14 protein-coding genes and 4 tRNA genes are annotated in these 17,560 nt (G+C 62.1%); 12 read left to right on the top strand and 6 right to left on the bottom strand.

The annotated features are described in order from the left end of the window. The first annotated feature begins 1 nt into the window (after position 1). The 11 genes from nuoI to serS all read left to right on the top strand — a co-directional run bounded on the left by nuoI (position 2) and on the right by serS (position 12,936). Positions 2-490, top strand: a complete 489-nt coding sequence (gene nuoI, locus GHK24_RS05120) for an NADH-quinone oxidoreductase subunit NuoI (RefSeq protein ID WP_153469945.1) — start codon at positions 2-4, stop codon at positions 488-490. Between the two features lie 11 nt (positions 491-501). After that, complete coding sequence (locus tag GHK24_RS05115) at positions 502-1,125, top strand: NADH-quinone oxidoreductase subunit J (protein ID WP_153469942.1); 624 nt, start codon at positions 502-504, stop codon at positions 1,123-1,125. A gap of 34 nt (positions 1,126-1,159) precedes the next feature. After that, positions 1,160-1,465, top strand: a complete 306-nt coding sequence (nuoK, locus tag GHK24_RS05110; RefSeq protein ID WP_153469938.1) for an NADH-quinone oxidoreductase subunit NuoK — start codon at positions 1,160-1,162, stop codon at positions 1,463-1,465. Between the two features lie 6 nt (positions 1,466-1,471). Further along, entirely contained in the window at positions 1,472-3,508 is a 2,037-nt protein-coding gene (nuoL, locus tag GHK24_RS05105; RefSeq protein ID WP_153469935.1) for an NADH-quinone oxidoreductase subunit L, read from the top strand. Between the two features lie 21 nt (positions 3,509-3,529). Beyond that, entirely contained in the window at positions 3,530-5,014 is a 1,485-nt protein-coding gene (locus GHK24_RS05100) for an NADH-quinone oxidoreductase subunit M (RefSeq protein ID WP_153469932.1), read from the top strand. Between the two features lie 30 nt (positions 5,015-5,044). Beyond that, positions 5,045-6,529, top strand: a complete 1,485-nt coding sequence (nuoN, locus tag GHK24_RS05095) for an NADH-quinone oxidoreductase subunit NuoN (protein ID WP_153470406.1) — start codon at positions 5,045-5,047, stop codon at positions 6,527-6,529. A gap of 10 nt (positions 6,530-6,539) precedes the next feature. Further along, entirely contained in the window at positions 6,540-7,130 is a 591-nt protein-coding gene (locus GHK24_RS05090) for an NUDIX domain-containing protein (RefSeq protein ID WP_153469929.1), read from the top strand. 163 nt (positions 7,131-7,293) lie between these two features. Then, complete coding sequence (locus GHK24_RS05085) at positions 7,294-9,612, top strand: DNA translocase FtsK (protein WP_153469926.1); 2,319 nt, start codon at positions 7,294-7,296, stop codon at positions 9,610-9,612. Next, positions 9,609-10,244, top strand: a complete 636-nt coding sequence (gene lolA, locus GHK24_RS05080; protein ID WP_228384540.1) for an outer membrane lipoprotein periplasmic chaperone LolA — start codon at positions 9,609-9,611, stop codon at positions 10,242-10,244. The genes GHK24_RS05085 and lolA overlap by 4 nt, the downstream gene beginning before the upstream one ends. After that, positions 10,244-11,617, top strand: a complete 1,374-nt coding sequence (locus GHK24_RS05075) for a replication-associated recombination protein A (RefSeq protein ID WP_153469923.1) — start codon at positions 10,244-10,246, stop codon at positions 11,615-11,617. The genes lolA and GHK24_RS05075 overlap by 1 nt, the downstream gene beginning before the upstream one ends. 2 nt (positions 11,618-11,619) lie before the next feature. Then, the gene (gene serS / locus GHK24_RS05070) at positions 11,620-12,936 is read left to right on the top strand and encodes a serine--tRNA ligase (RefSeq protein WP_153469920.1); all 1,317 of its coding nucleotides are present in this window, start codon (positions 11,620-11,622) and stop codon (positions 12,934-12,936) included. 93 nt (positions 12,937-13,029) lie between these two features. Here the strand turns inward: serS and mltF are convergent, their stop codons facing one another. Continuing rightward, entirely contained in the window at positions 13,030-14,397 is a 1,368-nt protein-coding gene (mltF, locus tag GHK24_RS05065; RefSeq protein ID WP_194286379.1) for a membrane-bound lytic murein transglycosylase MltF, read from the bottom strand. Positions 14,398-14,469: 72 nt separating this feature from the next. Between mltF and GHK24_RS05060 the strand changes: the two genes are divergently transcribed. Beyond that, positions 14,470-14,562, top strand: a tRNA-Ser gene (locus GHK24_RS05060). Between the two features lie 617 nt (positions 14,563-15,179). On the opposite strand, the gene GHK24_RS05055 is transcribed toward GHK24_RS05060, so the two are convergent. The 5 genes from GHK24_RS05055 to GHK24_RS05035 all read right to left on the bottom strand — a co-directional run bounded on the left by GHK24_RS05055 (position 15,180) and on the right by GHK24_RS05035 (position 17,443). Then, positions 15,180-15,256, bottom strand: a tRNA-Asp gene (locus GHK24_RS05055). An 81-nt stretch (positions 15,257-15,337) separates the two neighbouring features. Beyond that, positions 15,338-15,413, bottom strand: a tRNA-Glu gene (locus GHK24_RS05050). 63 nt (positions 15,414-15,476) lie between these two features. Further along, positions 15,477-15,552, bottom strand: a tRNA-Ala gene (locus tag GHK24_RS05045). 126 nt (positions 15,553-15,678) lie between these two features. Next, on the bottom strand, positions 15,679-17,052 hold the full coding sequence (locus GHK24_RS13880; protein WP_153469914.1) for a hypothetical protein: 1,374 nt from the start codon (positions 17,050-17,052) through the stop codon (positions 15,679-15,681). Positions 17,053-17,068: 16 nt separating this feature from the next. Then, entirely contained in the window at positions 17,069-17,443 is a 375-nt protein-coding gene (locus tag GHK24_RS05035) for a BON domain-containing protein (protein WP_228384539.1), read from the bottom strand. Positions 17,444-17,560: the final 117 nt, after the last annotated feature.

Raw genomic sequence — 17,560 nt, 5'->3', positions numbered from 1 at the left:
TATGGGATCAATGAAGGATATCTTCAAGAGCCTGCTGCTCAAGGAGCTGTTTCAAGGGCTGTCGGTGACCGGGCGCTACATGCTGGCGCGCAAGATCACCGTCCATTACCCCGAAGAGAAGACGCCACTGAGTCAGCGTTTCCGTGGCTTGCATGCCTTGCGCCGTTATCCGAACGGCGAGGAGCGTTGCATCGCCTGCAAGTTGTGCGAAGCCGTCTGCCCGGCCTTGGCGATTACGATCGACTCCGAGCAGCGTGACGACGGATCGCGTCGAACCACCCGTTACGACATCGATCTGACGAAGTGCATTTTCTGCGGCTTCTGCGAAGAAGCCTGTCCGGTCGATGCAATCGTCGAGACACGCGTCTTCGAGTATCACGGCGAGCAACGCGGCGACCTCTATTACACCAAGCAGATGCTCCTCGCGAACGGTGACCGCTACGAAGCGGAAATTGCCGCCGACCGCGAGAGCGACGCCAAGTATCGCTGACGAGTCAGATCATGGATTTCAAGAGCGTCGTCTTCTACCTGTTTTCCGCCGTGCTGGTGTTCGCCTCCCTGCGCGTCATCACCGCGCGCAATCCTGTGCGTGCCGTGCTTTATCTCGTGCTGGCCTTTGTGTCCGGCGGCGGCATCTGGATGTTGCTGGAGGCAGAGTTTCTCGCCATTACGCTGGTCCTCGTCTATGTCGGCGCGGTGATGGTGCTCTTCCTCTTCGTCGTGATGTTGCTCGATATCAATCTGGATCGCTTGCGCGAGGGCTTCTGGAGCTATCTGCCGCTGGGCGCCACGGTGGGAGCCCTGATGGCGCTCGAAATGGGCGTTGTCATCGGCGGCAGCTACTTCGACCTCTTTGAAAACCGCGTTCCGGCGCTGGTGACGGACAGCAACGTCAAGGAAATCGGCCGACTGATCTACACCGACTACGTTTATCCTTTCGAGGTGGCGTCGGTCATTCTGCTCGTCGGCATCGTTGCCGCGATTGCGCTGACGGGACGTCAACGCAGGCAAACCAAGGCCATGGATCCGGCACAGCAGGTGCTGGTCAAGGCAAGCGACCGGGTTCGTCTGGTCAGCATGCCGTCCGAAAAGCTCGAAGACTCGGTGCCGCAGGCGGGCGAGTAAGACCGGCGCATCGACACGAATAACGGGAGACGCTTTGCTGACACTGTCGCATTACCTGATCCTCGCCGCGATCCTCTTTGCGATCGGCGTGGTCGGTATTTTCCTCAACCGCAAAAACCTGATCGTCCTGCTGATGTCGATCGAGTTGATGCTGCTCGCGGTCAATACCAACTTCATCGCTTTCTCGCGCTTCATGAATGACGTCGATGGTCAGGTGTTCGTCTTCTTCATTCTCGTCGTCGCTGCTGCCGAGGCCGCCATCGGCTTGGCTGTGCTGGTTGTCTTGTTCCGCAACCTGAAGACCATCCATGTGGATGATCTGGATCGTCTGAACGGCTGAGCGCGTATGGATCTGAAGAGTCTCTCCCTCGTCGCTGTCTTCGCCCCGCTGGCCGGCGCGCTGGTCGCCGGTCTTTTCTGTCGCGTCATTGCGCGCAGCGTCGCGCACACGGCGGCGATCGCCGGCGTGGCGACGGCCTTCGTGGCGGCGCTGCTGGCTTTCCGCGAAGTCGCCGGCGGCGCGCGTTTCAACGGCACGGTCTATCAGTGGCTGACCACCGGCGACTACGCTTTTGAAGTCGGTTTCCTGATCGACCCGCTGACGGTGTCGATGATGCTGGTCGTCACCTTCGTGTCGCTGATGGTGCATATCTACACCATCGGCTACATGCGCGACGACCCCGGCTATAACCGTTTCTTCAGTTATATCTCACTGTTCACCTTCTCGATGCTGATGCTGGTGATGAGCAACAACTTCATGCAGCTGTTTTTTGGCTGGGAAGCGGTCGGGCTCGTCTCCTATCTGCTGATCGGTTTCTGGTATACGCGGCCGACGGCGATTTTCGCCAACCTCAAGGCGTTCCTGGTCAATCGCGTCGGCGACTTCGGCTTCCTGCTCGGGATCGGTCTGGTGCTCGCTTACTTCGGTACGCTCGATTACGCGGCGGTCTTCGCCCGCGTGCCGGCGCTCGTCGGCGAGACGATCCCCTTGTTTGGTGCCGATGTGGCGGCCGTTTCGGTGATTACTGCCATCTGCATCCTGCTGTTCATCGGCGCCATGGGCAAATCGGCGCAGGTGCCCCTGCATGTGTGGCTGCCCGACTCGATGGAAGGCCCGACGCCGATCTCGGCGCTCATCCACGCGGCGACTATGGTCACCGCCGGTATCTTCATGGTGGCGCGCATGTCGCCGCTGTTCGAACTCTCGGATACGGCGCTTTCGTTCATCGTCATCATCGGCGCCATCACGGCCCTCTTCATGGGCTTTCTTGGCATCATCCAGAACGACATCAAGCGCGTCGTTGCCTACTCGACCCTGTCGCAGTTGGGTTACATGACCGTCGCACTCGGCGTGTCGGCGTATCCGGTGGCGATCTTCCACCTGACGACCCACGCGTTCTTCAAGGCGCTGCTCTTCCTGGCAGCCGGTTCGGTGATCATGGCCATGCACCACGATCAGGACATCCGGCGCATGGGCGGTCTTGCGCGTTACCTGCCGGTGACGTGGATCACCTCGCTGATTGGTTCGCTGGCGCTGATTGGCACGCCGCTCTTCGCCGGTTTCTACTCCAAGGATTCGATCATCGAGGCGGTTGAGGCCTCGTCGATTCCGGGCGCTGGTCTGGCTTACGGGGCGCTGCTGATCGGCGTGTTCGTCACTGCTTTCTACTCGTTCCGCATGTTCTTCCTGGTGTTCCATGGCAAGGAGCGTTTCGGTGCGGCGTCACACGGGGCAGGCGGGCATGCAGCGCATGATGAGCATGCCTCCCATGATGAGCACCAAGGTCTGCCGCCCGGCGAAAAGCCGCACGAAAGCCCGTGGGTCGTGACGCTGCCGCTGATCCTGCTGGCGATTCCTTCATTGCTGATCGGTTATGTGGCCATCGAGCCGATGCTCTTCGGTGGCTGGTTTGCCGACGCCATCCTCATCGACGAAGTCGCCCATCCGGGCATGCGCGAACTCGCCGAGCACTTCCACGGCGCCGCCGCGATGGCTCTGCACGGTCTGAGCAGCGCCCCGTTCTGGCTGGCATCCTCTGGCGTCGCACTCGCCTGGTTCCTCTACCTGCGTCGCCCCGATCTGCCGGCGGTCTGGCAGGCGCGACTCGGGCCGCTTAATACCGTGCTGGAAAACAAGTATTACTTCGACCGCTTCTATGAAACCGTTTTCGCCGGCGGCGCCCGCCTGCTCGGGCGCGGTTTCTGGCAAGGCGGCGACGTGCGCGTGATCGATGGCTTCATCAACGGCTCGGCGCGCTTTGTCGGCTGGGCGGCGGCAGTGCTGCGCTTCCTGCAATCCGGGCGGATTTATCACTACGCCTTTACGATGATCTTCGGACTGCTCGTTCTCATGACCCTGACGCTCTGGGTCGGACGCGCCTGAAACGGAACAACCGGGAACACCATGTCAGAGGCTCCACTGCTATCTCTCGCTATCTGGATACCGATCTTCTCCGGCTGCGCCTTGCTGGCGACCGGCGGTGATCGCAATGCGCCGCTGACGCGGGCGCTGGCCCTCGTTGCCGCGCTGGTCGGCCTGGCGGTCACGTTGCCGCTCTACACCGGCTTCGATCTGGCGTCTTCCGGCATGCAGTTCGTCGAACAGCACCGCTGGATCGCCCGCTTCAATATCCAGTATCTGCTCGGCGTCGATGGCATTTCGATGCTCTTTGTCATACTCAACAGCTTCATCACGGTCATCGTCGTGCTGGCGGGATGGCGCGTCATCGATCACAAGGTGGCGCAGTACAACGCGGCTTTCCTGATCATGTCGGGGCTGATGAACGGCATTTTCTCGTCGCTCGATGGTGTCCTGTTCTATGTGTTTTTCGAAGCTTCTCTGATCCCGCTGTATCTCATCATCGGCATCTGGGGCGGCGCCAATCGCGTCTATGCAGCGTTCAAATTCTTCCTCTACACGCTGGCTGGCTCCCTGCCGTTTTTGGTGGCACTGCTTTATCTCTTCTTCGCCTCCGGTGGCAGTTTCTCCATTCTCGACTGGCACCAGACGCCGCTGTCGCATGGCGAGCAGATCTGGATTTTCCTTGCCTTCCTGGTGGCGTTCGCGGTCAAGATTCCGATGTGGCCAGTGCATACGTGGTTGCCCGACGCCCACGTCGAGGCGCCGACCGGTGGTTCCATCGTTCTGGCGGCCATCGCCCTGAAGCTCGGCGCTTACGGCTTCATCCGGTTTTCGCTGCCGATTGCCCCGGACGCGGCGCATGAACTTGCCGGCTTGCTGATTGCTCTGTCGCTGATTGCGGTCGTCTACATCGGCTTTGTCGCGCTGGTGCAGGAGGACATGAAAAAGCTCGTCGCCTATTCGTCGATCGCGCACATGGGCTTTGTCACCCTCGGCATTTTCCTGTTTTCCCAGATGGGGCTGGAAGGTGCGCTGGTGCAGATGATTTCGCACGGCTTCGTCTCCGGCGCCATGTTCTTCTGTATTGGTGTGATGTACGACCGCATGCATACGCGCCGCATCGCCGACTACGGTGGTGTGGTAAACACCATGCCAAAGTTTGCCGCCTTTTTCATGTTGTTTGCGATGGCCAATGCCGGGCTGCCGGCGACCTCCGGTTTCGTCGGCGAGTTCATGGTTATTCTCAGCACCATCCAGACGGATTTCTGGCTGGCATTCGCCGCAGCGACGACCTTGATTCTCGGGGCCGCTTATACGCTGTGGATGGTCAAGCGCGTCATCTTTGGTGCCGTGACGCGTGAGCCTGTCGCGCAACTGAAGGATGTGACTCCGCGCGAATTCGCCATTCTTGCGCTGCTGGCCGTGGCGGTTATTGCCATGGGCGTCTATCCGCAGCCATTCACTGAAGTGATGCACAGCTCGGTCAATGAGCTCCTGCGCCACGTCGCCGTCAGCAAGATCCAGTAAGGACGCCGCCGCGCCATGACTCTCGCCGAAATGCCATTCATCCTGCCCGATCTGCGTCCCGCCTCGGCGGAGCTCTTTGTGCTGGCCATGGCCTGCCTGATTCTCTTTGTCGACCTGTTCGTGAAGGACACGCGGCGTACCGCCGTCTTCGCGCTGACGCAGCTGACGCTGGTCGGCGCCGCCGTCGTCACCTGGGCTGGTACCTCAGGTGAGGTCGTCTATACCTTCAGCAACATGTACGTCCATGATTTTCTGGCCGACATGCTCAAGCAGTTGCTATATCTGACGGACATCATCGTTCTCTTTTACGCGCGGGCTTACGTCGTCGATCGACCGCTGCTCGGGCGCGGCGAGTTCTACACGCTCACCCTCTTTGCCACGCTCGGCATGATGGTGATGATCTCGGCCAATCACTTCATTACCATCTTCCTCGGCGTCGAGCTTCTCTCGCTGTCGCTTTACGCGATGGTCGCGCTCAATCGCGACTCGGCGACTGCCGCCGAAGCGGCGATGAAATACCTTGTGTTGGGTGCGCTGGCTTCCGGCCTCATGCTCTACGGCATGTCGATGATCTACGGCGCCGTCGGCTCGCTGGAGATCGGCGAGGTCGCCGAGCGACTCCAGGCCGGCGTCGCCAATCACAGCATTCTCGTCCTCGGCCTCGTCTTCCTCGTCGCGGGTTTGGCCTTCAAACTGGGCGTCGTGCCTTTCCATATGTGGATTCCCGACGTCTATCACGGCGCGCCGACGGCAGTCGGCCTCTTCATCGGTACGGCGCCGAAGCTTGCCGCCTTCGCCATCGTCCTGCGCATCCTCGCCAACGGTCTGCTGACGCTCTCGTACGACTGGCAGATGATGTTGCTGATCATGGCGGTGCTGTCGATTGTGCTGGGTAACGTGGCCGCCATTGCGCAGCATAACTTCAAGCGCATGCTCGCCTATTCGGCTATCGCGCACATGGGCTTCATGCTGCTCGGTCTGGCGGTCGGCGTGGTCGGCGGCGATGCCCGCTTTACCCTGAATGCCTACAGTTCGGCGCTGTTCTATGTCGTCATCTACGTCCTCAGCAGTGCCGGTGCCTTCGGCATGATCCTGCTGATGGCGCGTGCCGGTTTCGAGGCGGAAGACCTCGACGACTACAAGGGGCTGAACCGTCGTAATCCGTGGTTCGCCGCCATGCTGATGATGCTCATGCTGTCGATGGCGGGTATCCCGTTCTTCGTCGGCTTCTTCGCCAAATTCGCCGTCCTGCAGGCGGTGGTCGCCTCGGGCCAGATCTGGCTGGCCGTTGTCGCAGTGATTTTCTCCCTGATCGGCGCTTTCTACTATCTGCGTGTCGTCAAGCTGATGTACTTCGACGCGCCCGCCGATCCGACGCCGATACAGGCGCCGCTTGAAGTCAAGGCGCTCATCTCGGCCAACGGCCTGGCCGTCGCCCTGCTGGGACTCTTCCCCGATACACTGATGTGGTTCTGCCTGCTGGCGATCCGTCTGTCGCTGTCGGTCTTTGCCTGAGGCAGCGAGCATGAACGACGCCCTGCACGAAGAGCCGCTCGCCAGTGAGCAGGTCTTCGCCGGGCGTCTTCTGGATGTCCGCCGCGATCGGGTGCGCTTGCCCGACGGCTCCGAGTCGGTGCGCGAGTATGTCCGACATCCGGGAGCCGTCGTCATCGTCGCCGAGTTGCCTAACGGCGAACTGCTGTTCGAGCGGCAGTTTCGCTATCCCCTGCATCGCGTCTTTCTTGAATTGCCGGCGGGCAAGATCGATGCGGGCGAAGACATCCTCGCCACCGCGCAGCGCGAGCTACGCGAAGAAACCGGTCACGTTGCCGATGCGTGGCTGCACCTTGGCGTGATGCACCCGTGCATCGGCTATTCCAACGAGCGGATCGAGATTTTCCTCGCGCGTGGCGTGCGACGTGTCGGTGAGCAGCAGCTCGACGCCGGCGAGTTCCTCGATGTCCTAAGCCTGTCGTTCGCCGCTGCCGTCGAGGCGGTAGCAAGCGGTGAGATCACCGACGCCAAAACGATCACGGCGCTCTTTCGCGCTGCGCTATCACCGTCGGCGCCCGCCGACTGGCGGCGTCTGGGTGACGGTGCCGCCAGCCTTCCCTAGTTTGCTGGCGCTGCCGGGCCAGCGGGGTACGTCGCCGCGCCTCGCAAGGCGCTGACTTCGGACGCCTGGCGGCTATAATCCAGCCTGGATACGGCGTCGGCCCATTGACGCTGCGTATTGTTCCGCACCCCTTTCACTCTCCGGGAATTCGTCCTTCCAGCCGATGGCTACGACCGCCACCAGGAACACCAAGCGTACCGAGACGGCGCCCAGCCCGCTGCCGGAGAAAATCGTCCTCGTCATTCAGGAGTCGCGCTGGCTGGCGCTGATGGCGGTAGCCGCCTTTCTGGCGCTGGCATTGTGGGGTTACGATCGTGCCGATCCCGGTTGGTCGCACGCGGCGGCGACGAGTGCGCTGCACAATCCGACCGGCCGCGCCGGGGCGTGGCTCGCCGATATGCTGCTTTACCTGTTTGGCCTGTCGGCCTGGTGGGTGATCGCGCTCTTCGTTGTTCTCGTCTGGCGCGGCTATCGCCGTCTCGATGGCTTGCGCAGTGCCGACCGACGCCCGTTGCTGATCGCCTTGGCTGGCTTCCTTCTCCTTCTGGTCGCCAGTTGCGCTCTTGAGGCGCTGCGCTTCTACACGCTCAAGCAGCCATTGCCCCTTGCGCCGGGCGGAATGCTTGGCCTTGAATTGGGCTCGCTGGCCGCGCGCTACCTCGGCTATACCGGCGCAACACTGGTGCTCATCGCCATTTTTGCCGTCAGCTGGAGTCTCTTTTCCGGCATGTCGTGGATCGGTGCGGCAGAGCATTTCGGGGCCTTGCTCGAAGGCGCCGTGTTCGGTGTACGCGATGCCATCGAGCGTTGGCGTGATCGACGCATCGGCCGTGAGACGGCCCGTGAGCGGGAGGCGGTCGTCGAGGTCGAAAAGCGACGGGTCGAGGCGCATGAGCCGGTGTTCATCGATGACACCCCGCCGCCACCCGCGCCGGTTTCGGTCAAAGCCGAAAAGCGCATCGAGCGCGAGCGCCAGGTGCCGCTTTTCCCCGAGGCCATCGAAGGCGGCTTGTTGCCGCCGCTGCATCTGCTGGCGCCCGCACCGGCGCAGAGCGAGCGCCCAGCGGCCGATACGCTGGAATTCACGTCGCGCCTGATCGAGCGCAAGCTCGCCGATTTCGGCGTCATTGTCAAAGTGCTGGCAGCGTATCCGGGGCCGGTGATCACGCGCTACGAGATCGAGCCGGCGGTCGGCGTCAAGGGCGCGCAGATCGTCAACCTGGGCAAGGATCTGGCGCGCTCGCTGTCGCTGGTATCGGTGCGCGTGGTCGAGACGGTGCCCGGCAAGTCGTGCATGGCGCTCGAACTCCCCAATCCGCGCCGGCAGATCGTGCGCTTGTCGGAGATCATTTCCAGCAAGGCGTATCACGACCTTGCGGCACCGCTGACGATCACGCTCGGCAAGGATATCGGCGGGCTGCCGGTAGTGGTCGATCTGGCCAAAATGCCGCATGTGCTGGTGGCCGGGACGACCGGTTCGGGCAAGTCGGTCGGTATCAACGCGATGATCCTGTCGCTGCTCTACAAGTCCGAACCCGACCGCGTGCGCCTGATTCTGGTCGACCCGAAAATGCTCGAACTGTCGATCTACGAGGGCATCCCGCATTTGCTGGCGCCGGTCGTGGTCGATATGAAACAAGCGGCGAATGCCTTGTCCTGGTGCGTCGCCGAGATGGAGCGGCGCTACAAGCTGATGTCGATGGTTGGCGTGCGCAACATCGCCGGCCTCAACCAGCGCATTCGTGATGCCGAAAAGGCGGGTGAAAAGGTTCCGAACCCGCTCTCGCTGACGCCGGAAGCGCCCGAGCCGCTGACGACGATGCCGAACATCGTCGTCGTGATCGACGAGCTGGCCGACCTGATGATGGTGGCCGGCAAGAAGGTCGAGGAATTGATTGCGCGGCTGGCGCAGAAGGCGCGTGCCTCGGGCATCCACCTCGTGCTGGCGACGCAGCGGCCATCGGTGGACGTGATCACCGGGCTGATCAAGGCCAACATCCCGACGCGTATCTCGTTCCAGGTGTCGTCGAAGATTGATTCGCGCACCATCCTTGACCAGATGGGCGCCGAGGCGCTGCTGGGGCAGGGGGACATGCTGTATCTGGCGCCGGGCACCGGCTATCCGACGCGCGTGCACGGCGCCTTTGTCGATGACGACGAAGTGCATCGCGTCGTCGACTATCTGAAGCAGGCCGGCCCGCCGGATTATGAAGAAGGGGTGCTGACCGGAGCCGCAGGCGACGACGAGGCAGCCGGCGAGGACGGCGCGGCGGGCGATGCGGAAGCGGACCCGCTGTACGATCAGGCCGTTGATGTCGTGCTGAAAAATCGCCGGGCGTCGATTTCGCTGGTGCAGCGCCATCTACGCATTGGCTACAACCGCTCTGCGCGGCTGATCGAAGCCATGGAAAAGGCCGGACTGGTATCGGCCATGGACGCGCGAGGCGGCCGCGAGGTGCTGTCGCGCAGGACGGAGGAATGATGAAGCAGGGCCGTAAATGGCTGTTCGCGCTTTCGCTGGCGGGGAGCTTGTCGCTTGCCAGCGCTGCCGCGCAGGCCGCCGCTATCGAGAAGTTGCAACGCTTTCTGGAATCGACGCAAACCATGCGCGCCGATTTTTCGCAGCAGCTGGTGTCGCGTGATGCGCGTACGCGGCAGCAGTCGTCCGGTGTGATGATGCTGTCACGGCCGGGAAAATTCCGCTGGCAGATCGATCGTCCGTACCAGCAACTGCTGGTGGGTGACGGGGAGCGTGTCTGGATTCACGATCCCGAACTGCGGCAGGTGACGGTCAAGCGTGTTGGGGACGCGATGGGCAGCACGCCCGCCGCACTTCTGGCCGGTGATCGCGCGCTGGAGAAACGCTTCATCCTGAAGGAGGCCGGCGAGGCCGATGGTCTCGACTGGCTGGAGGCGACGCCGCGCGCGGCGGACAGCGGCTTCGAGCGCGTGCGCATCGGCTTTGCCGGTAATGATCTGCGCGCCATGCAGCTCTTTGATAATTTCGGCCAGACGACGACGCTGCGCTTCTCGCACTTCGAGCGCAACCCGGCGCTCGCTCCGGCGCTATTCCGCTTTACCGCGCCGGCGGGAACCGACGTCATCGGCGAGTGATGGCCGCCAGCGACGATTCCGGCGACCTCTTTGGCCACGCGGCGGCGCCGGCTGGCCGCGCTGCGCCTGCGAACGCGCCGACGCCGCCCGCGCCGCTCGCCGAGTTGCTCCGTCCGCAATCCCTTGACGAAATTATCGGTCAGCAGCATTTGCTCGGGCCGGGGAAACCGCTGCGTCTGGCTTTCGCTTCGGGAACCCTGCACTCCCTGATTCTCTGGGGGCCGCCAGGGGTTGGCAAGACGACGCTGGCGCGCCTGATGGCGAAGGCGTTCGATGCCGATTTCATCGCCTTGTCGGCGGTGTTTTCCGGCGTCAAGGACATTCGCGAGGCCTTGAGTACGGCGGAGGCTTCGCGCGCGCGCGGGCGACGCACTATCCTGTTTGTGGATGAGGTCCATCGCTTCAACAAGTCGCAGCAGGACGCCTTTTTGCCTTTCGTCGAGGCCGGGCTGGTGACCTTCGTCGGGGCGACGACCGAGAATCCTTCCTTCGAGGTGAATTCGGCCCTGCTCTCGCGCGCCTCGGTCTATGTGCTGCAACCGCTCTCGGAAGACGAGTTGGGACAGCTGTTTGTCCGGGCGACGGCGCAAGCCTTGCCCGGACTAGCTTTCAGCGAGGAGGCGCGTGCGCGGCTGGTCGGGGTGGCCGATGGCGACGCGCGCCGGCTGATCAACCTGCTCGAACAGGCACGCACAGCGGCGCAGACCGCCGGTGTGAGCGAGATCGACGGCGCCTTCATCGATTCGACGCTGGCGCAGAATCTGCGGCGTTTCGATAAAGGTGGAGACGCGTTCTACGACCAGATTTCAGCCCTGCACAAGTCGGTGCGGGGCTCGAATCCGGATGCGGCGCTGTACTGGTTTTGCCGCATGCTCGACGGTGGCGCCGACCCGCGCTACCTGGCGCGGCGGATCGTGCGCATGGCCTGGGAAGACATCGGTCTGGCGGACCCGCGCGCTGCACAGATGACGCTGGCCGCAGCCGACACGTATGAGCGTCTCGGTTCGCCCGAGGGCGAGCTGGCTTTGGCTGAAGCCGTGATTTATCTGGCGATGGCTGCCAAGTCGAACGCTGCCTATGTCGCCTATAATGCCGCCCGCGCCTTCATTGCCAAGGACGGATCGCGGCCGGTGCCGGTGCATCTGCGCAACGCACCGACACGGCTGATGAAGGATCTTGGCTACGGTAAGGAATATCGCTACGCGCACGACGAGGCGAACGCCTACGCGGCAGGCGAGAACTACTTCCCCGATGGCATGCCCCCCACAGAATGGTATCGCCCGACCGATCGCGGGCTGGAAATCCGTATCGGCGAGAAACTCGCGCAGTTGCGCGAACTCGACCGACAGGCACGACACACGCACAAGGACTGATCATGCTCGACATTCAACTGCTTCGAAACCAGCTGGACACCGTTACCGAAGGTCTCGCCAAGCGCGGCAAGACCTGGGATTTCGCGCCTTTTCTGGCGCTTGAAGGCGAGCGCAAGTCCTTGCAGGCCCGTACGCAGGAGTTGCAGGCGCGGCGCAATGCGCTCTCCAAGGAAATCGGCCAGCGCAAGGGCAAAGGTGGCGACGCGACTGATCTGATGGCCGAAGTCGCGGCGCTCAAGGCCGAACTCGAGGCAAGCGAGGCGCGTCTGGCGCAGTTGCTGCCGCAACTCGACGATTTCGTCGCCGTCATTCCGAATCTGCCGGCCGACGACGTGCCGGCCGGTCACGACGAGCGCGACAACGTCGAAGTGCATCGCTGGGGGACGCCGCGGGAGTTCGATTTTCCGGTCAAGGATCATGTCGATCTCGGCGAAGGCCTGGGGCAGTGCGATTTCGCGGCGGCGGCAAAGATCTCTGGCGCCCGTTTTTCGCTGCTGAAGGGGCCTCTCGCCCGTTTGCACCGCGCGCTCGCGCAATTCATGCTCGACGTTCATACGCTCGAGCACGGCTATACGGAGCTGTACGTGCCGTATCTCGTGAATGCGGCGAGCCTGTTTGGCACCGGCCAGTTGCCGAAATTCGAGGCGGATCTTTTCCGCGTGCCGCGGCAGAAGAACCCGGAGGCGGGGGAGGGCGAAGAAGGCGGTGAAGGTGAACCGCTGTATTTGATCCCGACGGCGGAAGTGCCCGTCACCAACATCGTTCGCGGCGAAATTCTGGCGCGCGAAACGCTGCCGTTGCGCTTCGTCAGCCATACGCCGTGCTTCCGTTCTGAAGCCGGTTCCTACGGCCGCGATACGCGCGGTCTGATCCGCCAGCATCAGTTCGACAAGGTCGAGTTGGTGCAGGTCGTCCTGCCTGAACAGTCGGCGGAGGCGCACGAAGCGCTTACGCGTCAGGCGGAAACGATTCTCGAGCGTCTCGGCTTGCCGTATCGCCGCGTGCTGCTATGCGCCGGCGATATGGGATTTTCTGCCGCCAAGACCTACGACCTCGAAGTCTGGCTGCCGGCGCAGAACACCTTCCGCGAGATTTCCTCGTGCTCCAATTTCGGCGCCTTCCAGTCGCGCCGCATGCAGGCGCGTTTCCGCAACGAGAAGAACAAGCCCGAGCTGGTGCATACGCTCAACGGTTCCGGCCTCGCGGTAGGGCGTACGCTGGTGGCCATCCTCGAGAACTACCAGAACGCCGATGGCAGCATCACCGTGCCGCCGGTATTGCGGCCGTATCTCGGTGGCAGCGAGCGGATTACGGCGTAACTCGCGGGGCGGTCTCGCCATGCGCGCGGTGTGTGCGGGTGGCGAGCGTATGACTCACTCAGGGGCGCTCTGGCTGACGCAGCGGCGGTTGATTCAGCGGTTGTTGAGTGTCGGCGTGCCAGCGAGTTCGGTATTGCCGTCGGCGCGCCGCGGCATGGGGCGCCAGGCGAGTTCATGGCGACCGAGGATGTCTGCGTAGATGCGCACGTTCTCGACCAGAATGACCGCTTCGCCACCGCGTGCCTTGCCGGATTTCAGTCGGTGGTAGTAGTCCGGGCGCGCGAGGAGCGGCAGGACTTTCTTCATTTCGTACCAGGCGTCCGGATTCACCTTCAGGCTGCTGGCGATGCTGCGGGCGCCGTTCATGTGTCCGAGGCCGAGGTTGTAGGCGGCGACGGCCATCCAGAGTCGGTCGGGGCCGCGCACGCTGCTTGGCAGTGAGTCGCGCAGTTCGGCAAGGTAGCGCGCCCCCGCCAGCACGCTTTGCCGCGCGTCGAGGCGGTTGCTGACGCGCAGCCGGTCGGCGGTTTCTGTCGTCAGCATCATCATGCCGCGTACGCCGGTCGTGCTCGTTGCCTGCGGATTCCACAGCGATTCCTGATACGCCAGCGCGGCTAGCAGGCGCCAATCGATGCCGGTGCGTGCCTGCGCTTCCTGAAAGAGGTCGCGGTACTGCGGCAGCGTATTGCGCATGCGATCCAGAAAGCCCTCGATGTCGGCTTGGTCGAGTCGCTCGACATGGCCGAAATAGCGGTCTTTCAGGCGTTCGACCGTGCCGTCGCTGAGTTTCCTCTCGATGAAGGCATCCGCCTTCTGCTTGAGTTTGACGTCGCTTCCGGGCGCGAAAAGCCAGGAAATCGGCTCATCGGGGCCGACTTCGAGGTCACCGATCAGCTCGGGATAGAAATTCGCGCCAATATCGAAGGCCGTGTGGTCGACCAGTACGGCGCCATAGCGCTGGTGTGCGACGCCTTCCAGCAGGTCGAGCGGGCTGCTGGCATGGACTTCCTGGATTTTCAGTCGCGGCGCTTTTTCTTTGAGTTCGCGCAACACATCCGCCTGACGCGAGCCGGCGAGGACGTAAACCGTCTTGCTATTGAGGCTGGCGACGTCGGATACGGGGAGCGAGGCTTCGTGGGTGACGACGATGCTGCCGCTCTCGGCGAAGGGCTGGCTCGCCGGCAGCGCGGGATCGATTTCGGGCGTCAGCCAGGCGGCGGCGAGTTGTGCGTCGCCCTTGCGCAGTTTTTGCAGCGCCTCGTCTTCGTCGCTGGCAACGATGAAGCGGATGGGCAGACCGACTTCCTCGGCAAACATGGTCGCCAGATCGTGCTCGAAGCCGGCTTCACCGAGGTTGGCGTCGGCCGTAAACGTCGTCGGTCCCTCGCGCGTAATCACCACTAATTCCTGCGGACGATGCAGTGGCGCGATGACACCGTCGCTGCACGCAGTCAGCGACAATAAAACAATTACAATAAAGAGACGAAGTTGCTTCAAATTGCCAAGTCCTGTGCTAGAATCCGCGCCTCTGTTGGAGAGGTACCGAAGTGGCCATAACGGCGCCGACTCGAAATCGGATGGTCGGGTAAAACCGGCACGTGGGTTCGAATCCCACCCTCTCCGCCATCAGAACATTCAAGCCCTTTTCGCGAAGGGCTTTTTTGTGTCCGCTCGAATCGTTGGTCATCGCCGGTTCAGAGTGTTTCGGGTCAGGCGATCCCCGCTGATTCGTAATCCATGTAATCCGTGCTTCGTGCTGCATGCCGCGCGTCAGCGGTCTTGCTTGGTCGGTGAGCTATTCGACGCGATGCCCTGCTTGCGGCGATTGCTGGCGTAAGCGATTCAAGGTTCGTAATTCAGTGATGGTGCAGGGGGTCGCGCGAACTACTTTTGCGTCGACGACGTATCTGTCCGTTTATTCGCTACTCGAATTCTCGATGCTGTACGGTCTAAATTTCACCGCACGATCATCAATCGCGTTGCGCTGACAAAACAATTCGCCCGAAACCCACGGCGAGGCGACAGCTGCTGATATATGCCAAGAATGGCGCGAAGGAATGCGCAGAATACGAAGCGAGAACACGACGCCGGTGGTGGGTTTTTCAGCCGGCACTGTTTATGTGGTGACGATGGAATCCGCGACGTTCGTGGATTGACGCCCGGTTATTCGGGCATTCTGCCAAAGTGCATCACAAACTACCGATTATCGATTAGTGTCGAAATATCAATAGTTTTGAAAATGTTGGCGGAGTGGACGGGACTCGAACCCGCGACCCCCGGCGTGACAGGCCGGTATTCTAACCAACTGAACTACCACTCCGCATTCATCGGTCGCAAGCGACCGGAGCGATTGAAACCTCTTCAATCTTTACTGCCTTGCCAGAACTCTATTGCTAGAGCTTGGCGTCCCCACGGGGATTCGAACCCCGGTTATCGCCGTGAAAGGGCGGTGTCCTAGGCCTCTAGACGATGGGGACCTAGTGTGTTCAAAAACTTTACTGCTTCACCGGCATAACATCAGGCCGACGACTTCTTCCGGCTGGTGGAGGTAAGCGGGATCGAACCGCTGACCTCTTGCATGCCATGCAAGCGCTCTCCCAGCTGAGCTATACCCCCGCTCGAAAGAAGGGCGCATTATAGGGAGCGAAGCGGGGGGTGTAAAGCTCTTTTTCTCGTTTTTTTCTGCGCCGCTTGCGAGCGCGTTTTTTTGCGCTGGGCGAATTCCGCCGGGCGATATGCCAATCACCTGCGCGCGGCGACGGGGGCGATAGGCGTACTCGCCGGGGTGGCGCAGTGTTGCAAGGCTTCGAAGCCGAAGTAGCAGGGCGTCGTCCGCAAGGTGGTCAGCAGGCCGCCCCGTTCTGGCGACTGGCTCAGTCGTTCGTAGTCGTGCGACGACAGGGGCTGGATGTTGTCGCGGTCACGCTGGCGATTGAATACGGCGTGTCGCCACTGGTAGATGTCGTCGAGCTTTTCTTCAAACGTAAACGAATGATGGTGTTCGTTGTAGTAATCGACAAAGCGGTTTTGCCCGAGATAAATCGGGTTTGATCCTTCGTAGCCATTCTTGTCCCGGCTGACGGGGTCGGTATTGAGAAAATAGCTCCAGTCGCCCGGAACGAAATTGTCGGAGGCGATGTTGTAATTGACGCGCAGTAGTTTCCCGCTGTCATGCGTGGGATTGAACCGGCTATCGAAATCCCACATGTTCCCCGGTTCGAGATGAGCGAGCGGGTCTTTGTCGGCCAATAAACGTGCTTCAATCAGGCGAGCGGTGGCGGGGTTTTTTTCTATGCGCGTGTAGTAGTCGAGTATTCCCTGAATGATGACGAGCTTGGTCGCCGTGTAGCAGCCGATTTCGTATTGGCGCGGATTCTGGAAAGCATCGTTGACGGCAGCGGCGAGTTGGCGGTGTTTGCGCAGATTGCCGTCGCGCCAGTAGGCGCGATTCCAGCGCGCGGGGCGTCGGTCGGGCCAGCCCCATTTCAGGTCCTCGGCCCAGGCGACGATGTTTTGGCGAATTCCGACGTGCTCGCGCAAAGCGTCGACGCGGCAGGCGTCACCGGCAAAATCGGTGCGACGCCCATGCTGCATCAGCGCCAGCACAATTTCTTTCGCCGACACCGTGCGAATGGTGCGCGTGACGCCCCGTTTGGCGGGCAGCGCGTAGCGCTCCGGGACGATGCCGAACTCAGCGCGCGCGGCGAGCGTCAGCGTGTTGGTATCGCTGGCGGGAGTGTTCAGGGTAAAGCGCAGCGTACCGGCGTCGTGGTCGATGGTTACCGTGTAGTGCTTTGCCTCAATGTCGAGCGTGGCGAGGTAGTGGCGCACGGCGAGGGAAAGTGCCGGCAGTACCGCGGACGGGCAGCGAAAGCGCAGCCCGTCTTCTGCTTCCTCCTGCGTTGCCGTCGTTGTCGCATCGACGGGCGCGACGCCAGCGCCGTTGGCAGTGGGAGCAACGGGGCCGACGGGAGCGCTTGAAACGACGGGAGCGCCTGCCCACAGAGGCGCCGTCTGCGCCTGCAGGGGAGCCTGCGGGCCGGCGAGCAGCGCGGCGAGCAGCCCCAGATCGCGCGCTGCCCGTCGCCAGTGCTGCTGCCGGAGGAATGTCGCCACGGTGCTTCTCGCGTACTCAGTATTTGTCGCCGATCACCCGGATCGTGTTTTCGACGGCGGTGACTCCCGAGACACTGTGCGCGATGGCAATTGCCCGATCGACGCCGGCCTGGCTCGTTGCCGTGCCGCCGAGCACGACGACGCCCTGCTTGTCGGTATCGACCGTGATGTGAATCAGGCTCGATAGTTTTTCGGCGGCCAGCTGGCTTTTTATCTTGGTGGTGATGACCGAGTCCTTGACGTATTCGCGCGTCGCGGAAGGCTTGTCGTCGGCGGCAAAACCGCCGCTGGAATACAGCAGCATTCCGCCAAGGAATACGCTGGCGATTACCCGCCGGTAACCATAGCGCGGTGTCGGTTGACGATTTATCCGGATTGTCATCGTTGTCATTGCGCTCTCCTTGAGGGCTGTGCCCCCGCCGTGAGTGGCGGGTTGGGCCAGCTTTATCGCAAGCCGGCGCTGAGTCTGTGCGTCAGCGCACGGTCGTGGCGGGCGGCGCCCCCTAGG

Origin of the sequence: Rhodocyclus gracilis (assembly GCF_009617575.1) — a bacterium.
Lineage (GTDB): Bacteria > Pseudomonadota > Gammaproteobacteria > Burkholderiales > Rhodocyclaceae > Rhodocyclus > Rhodocyclus gracilis.
This window is presented reverse-complemented; position numbering and strand designations above follow the sequence as displayed.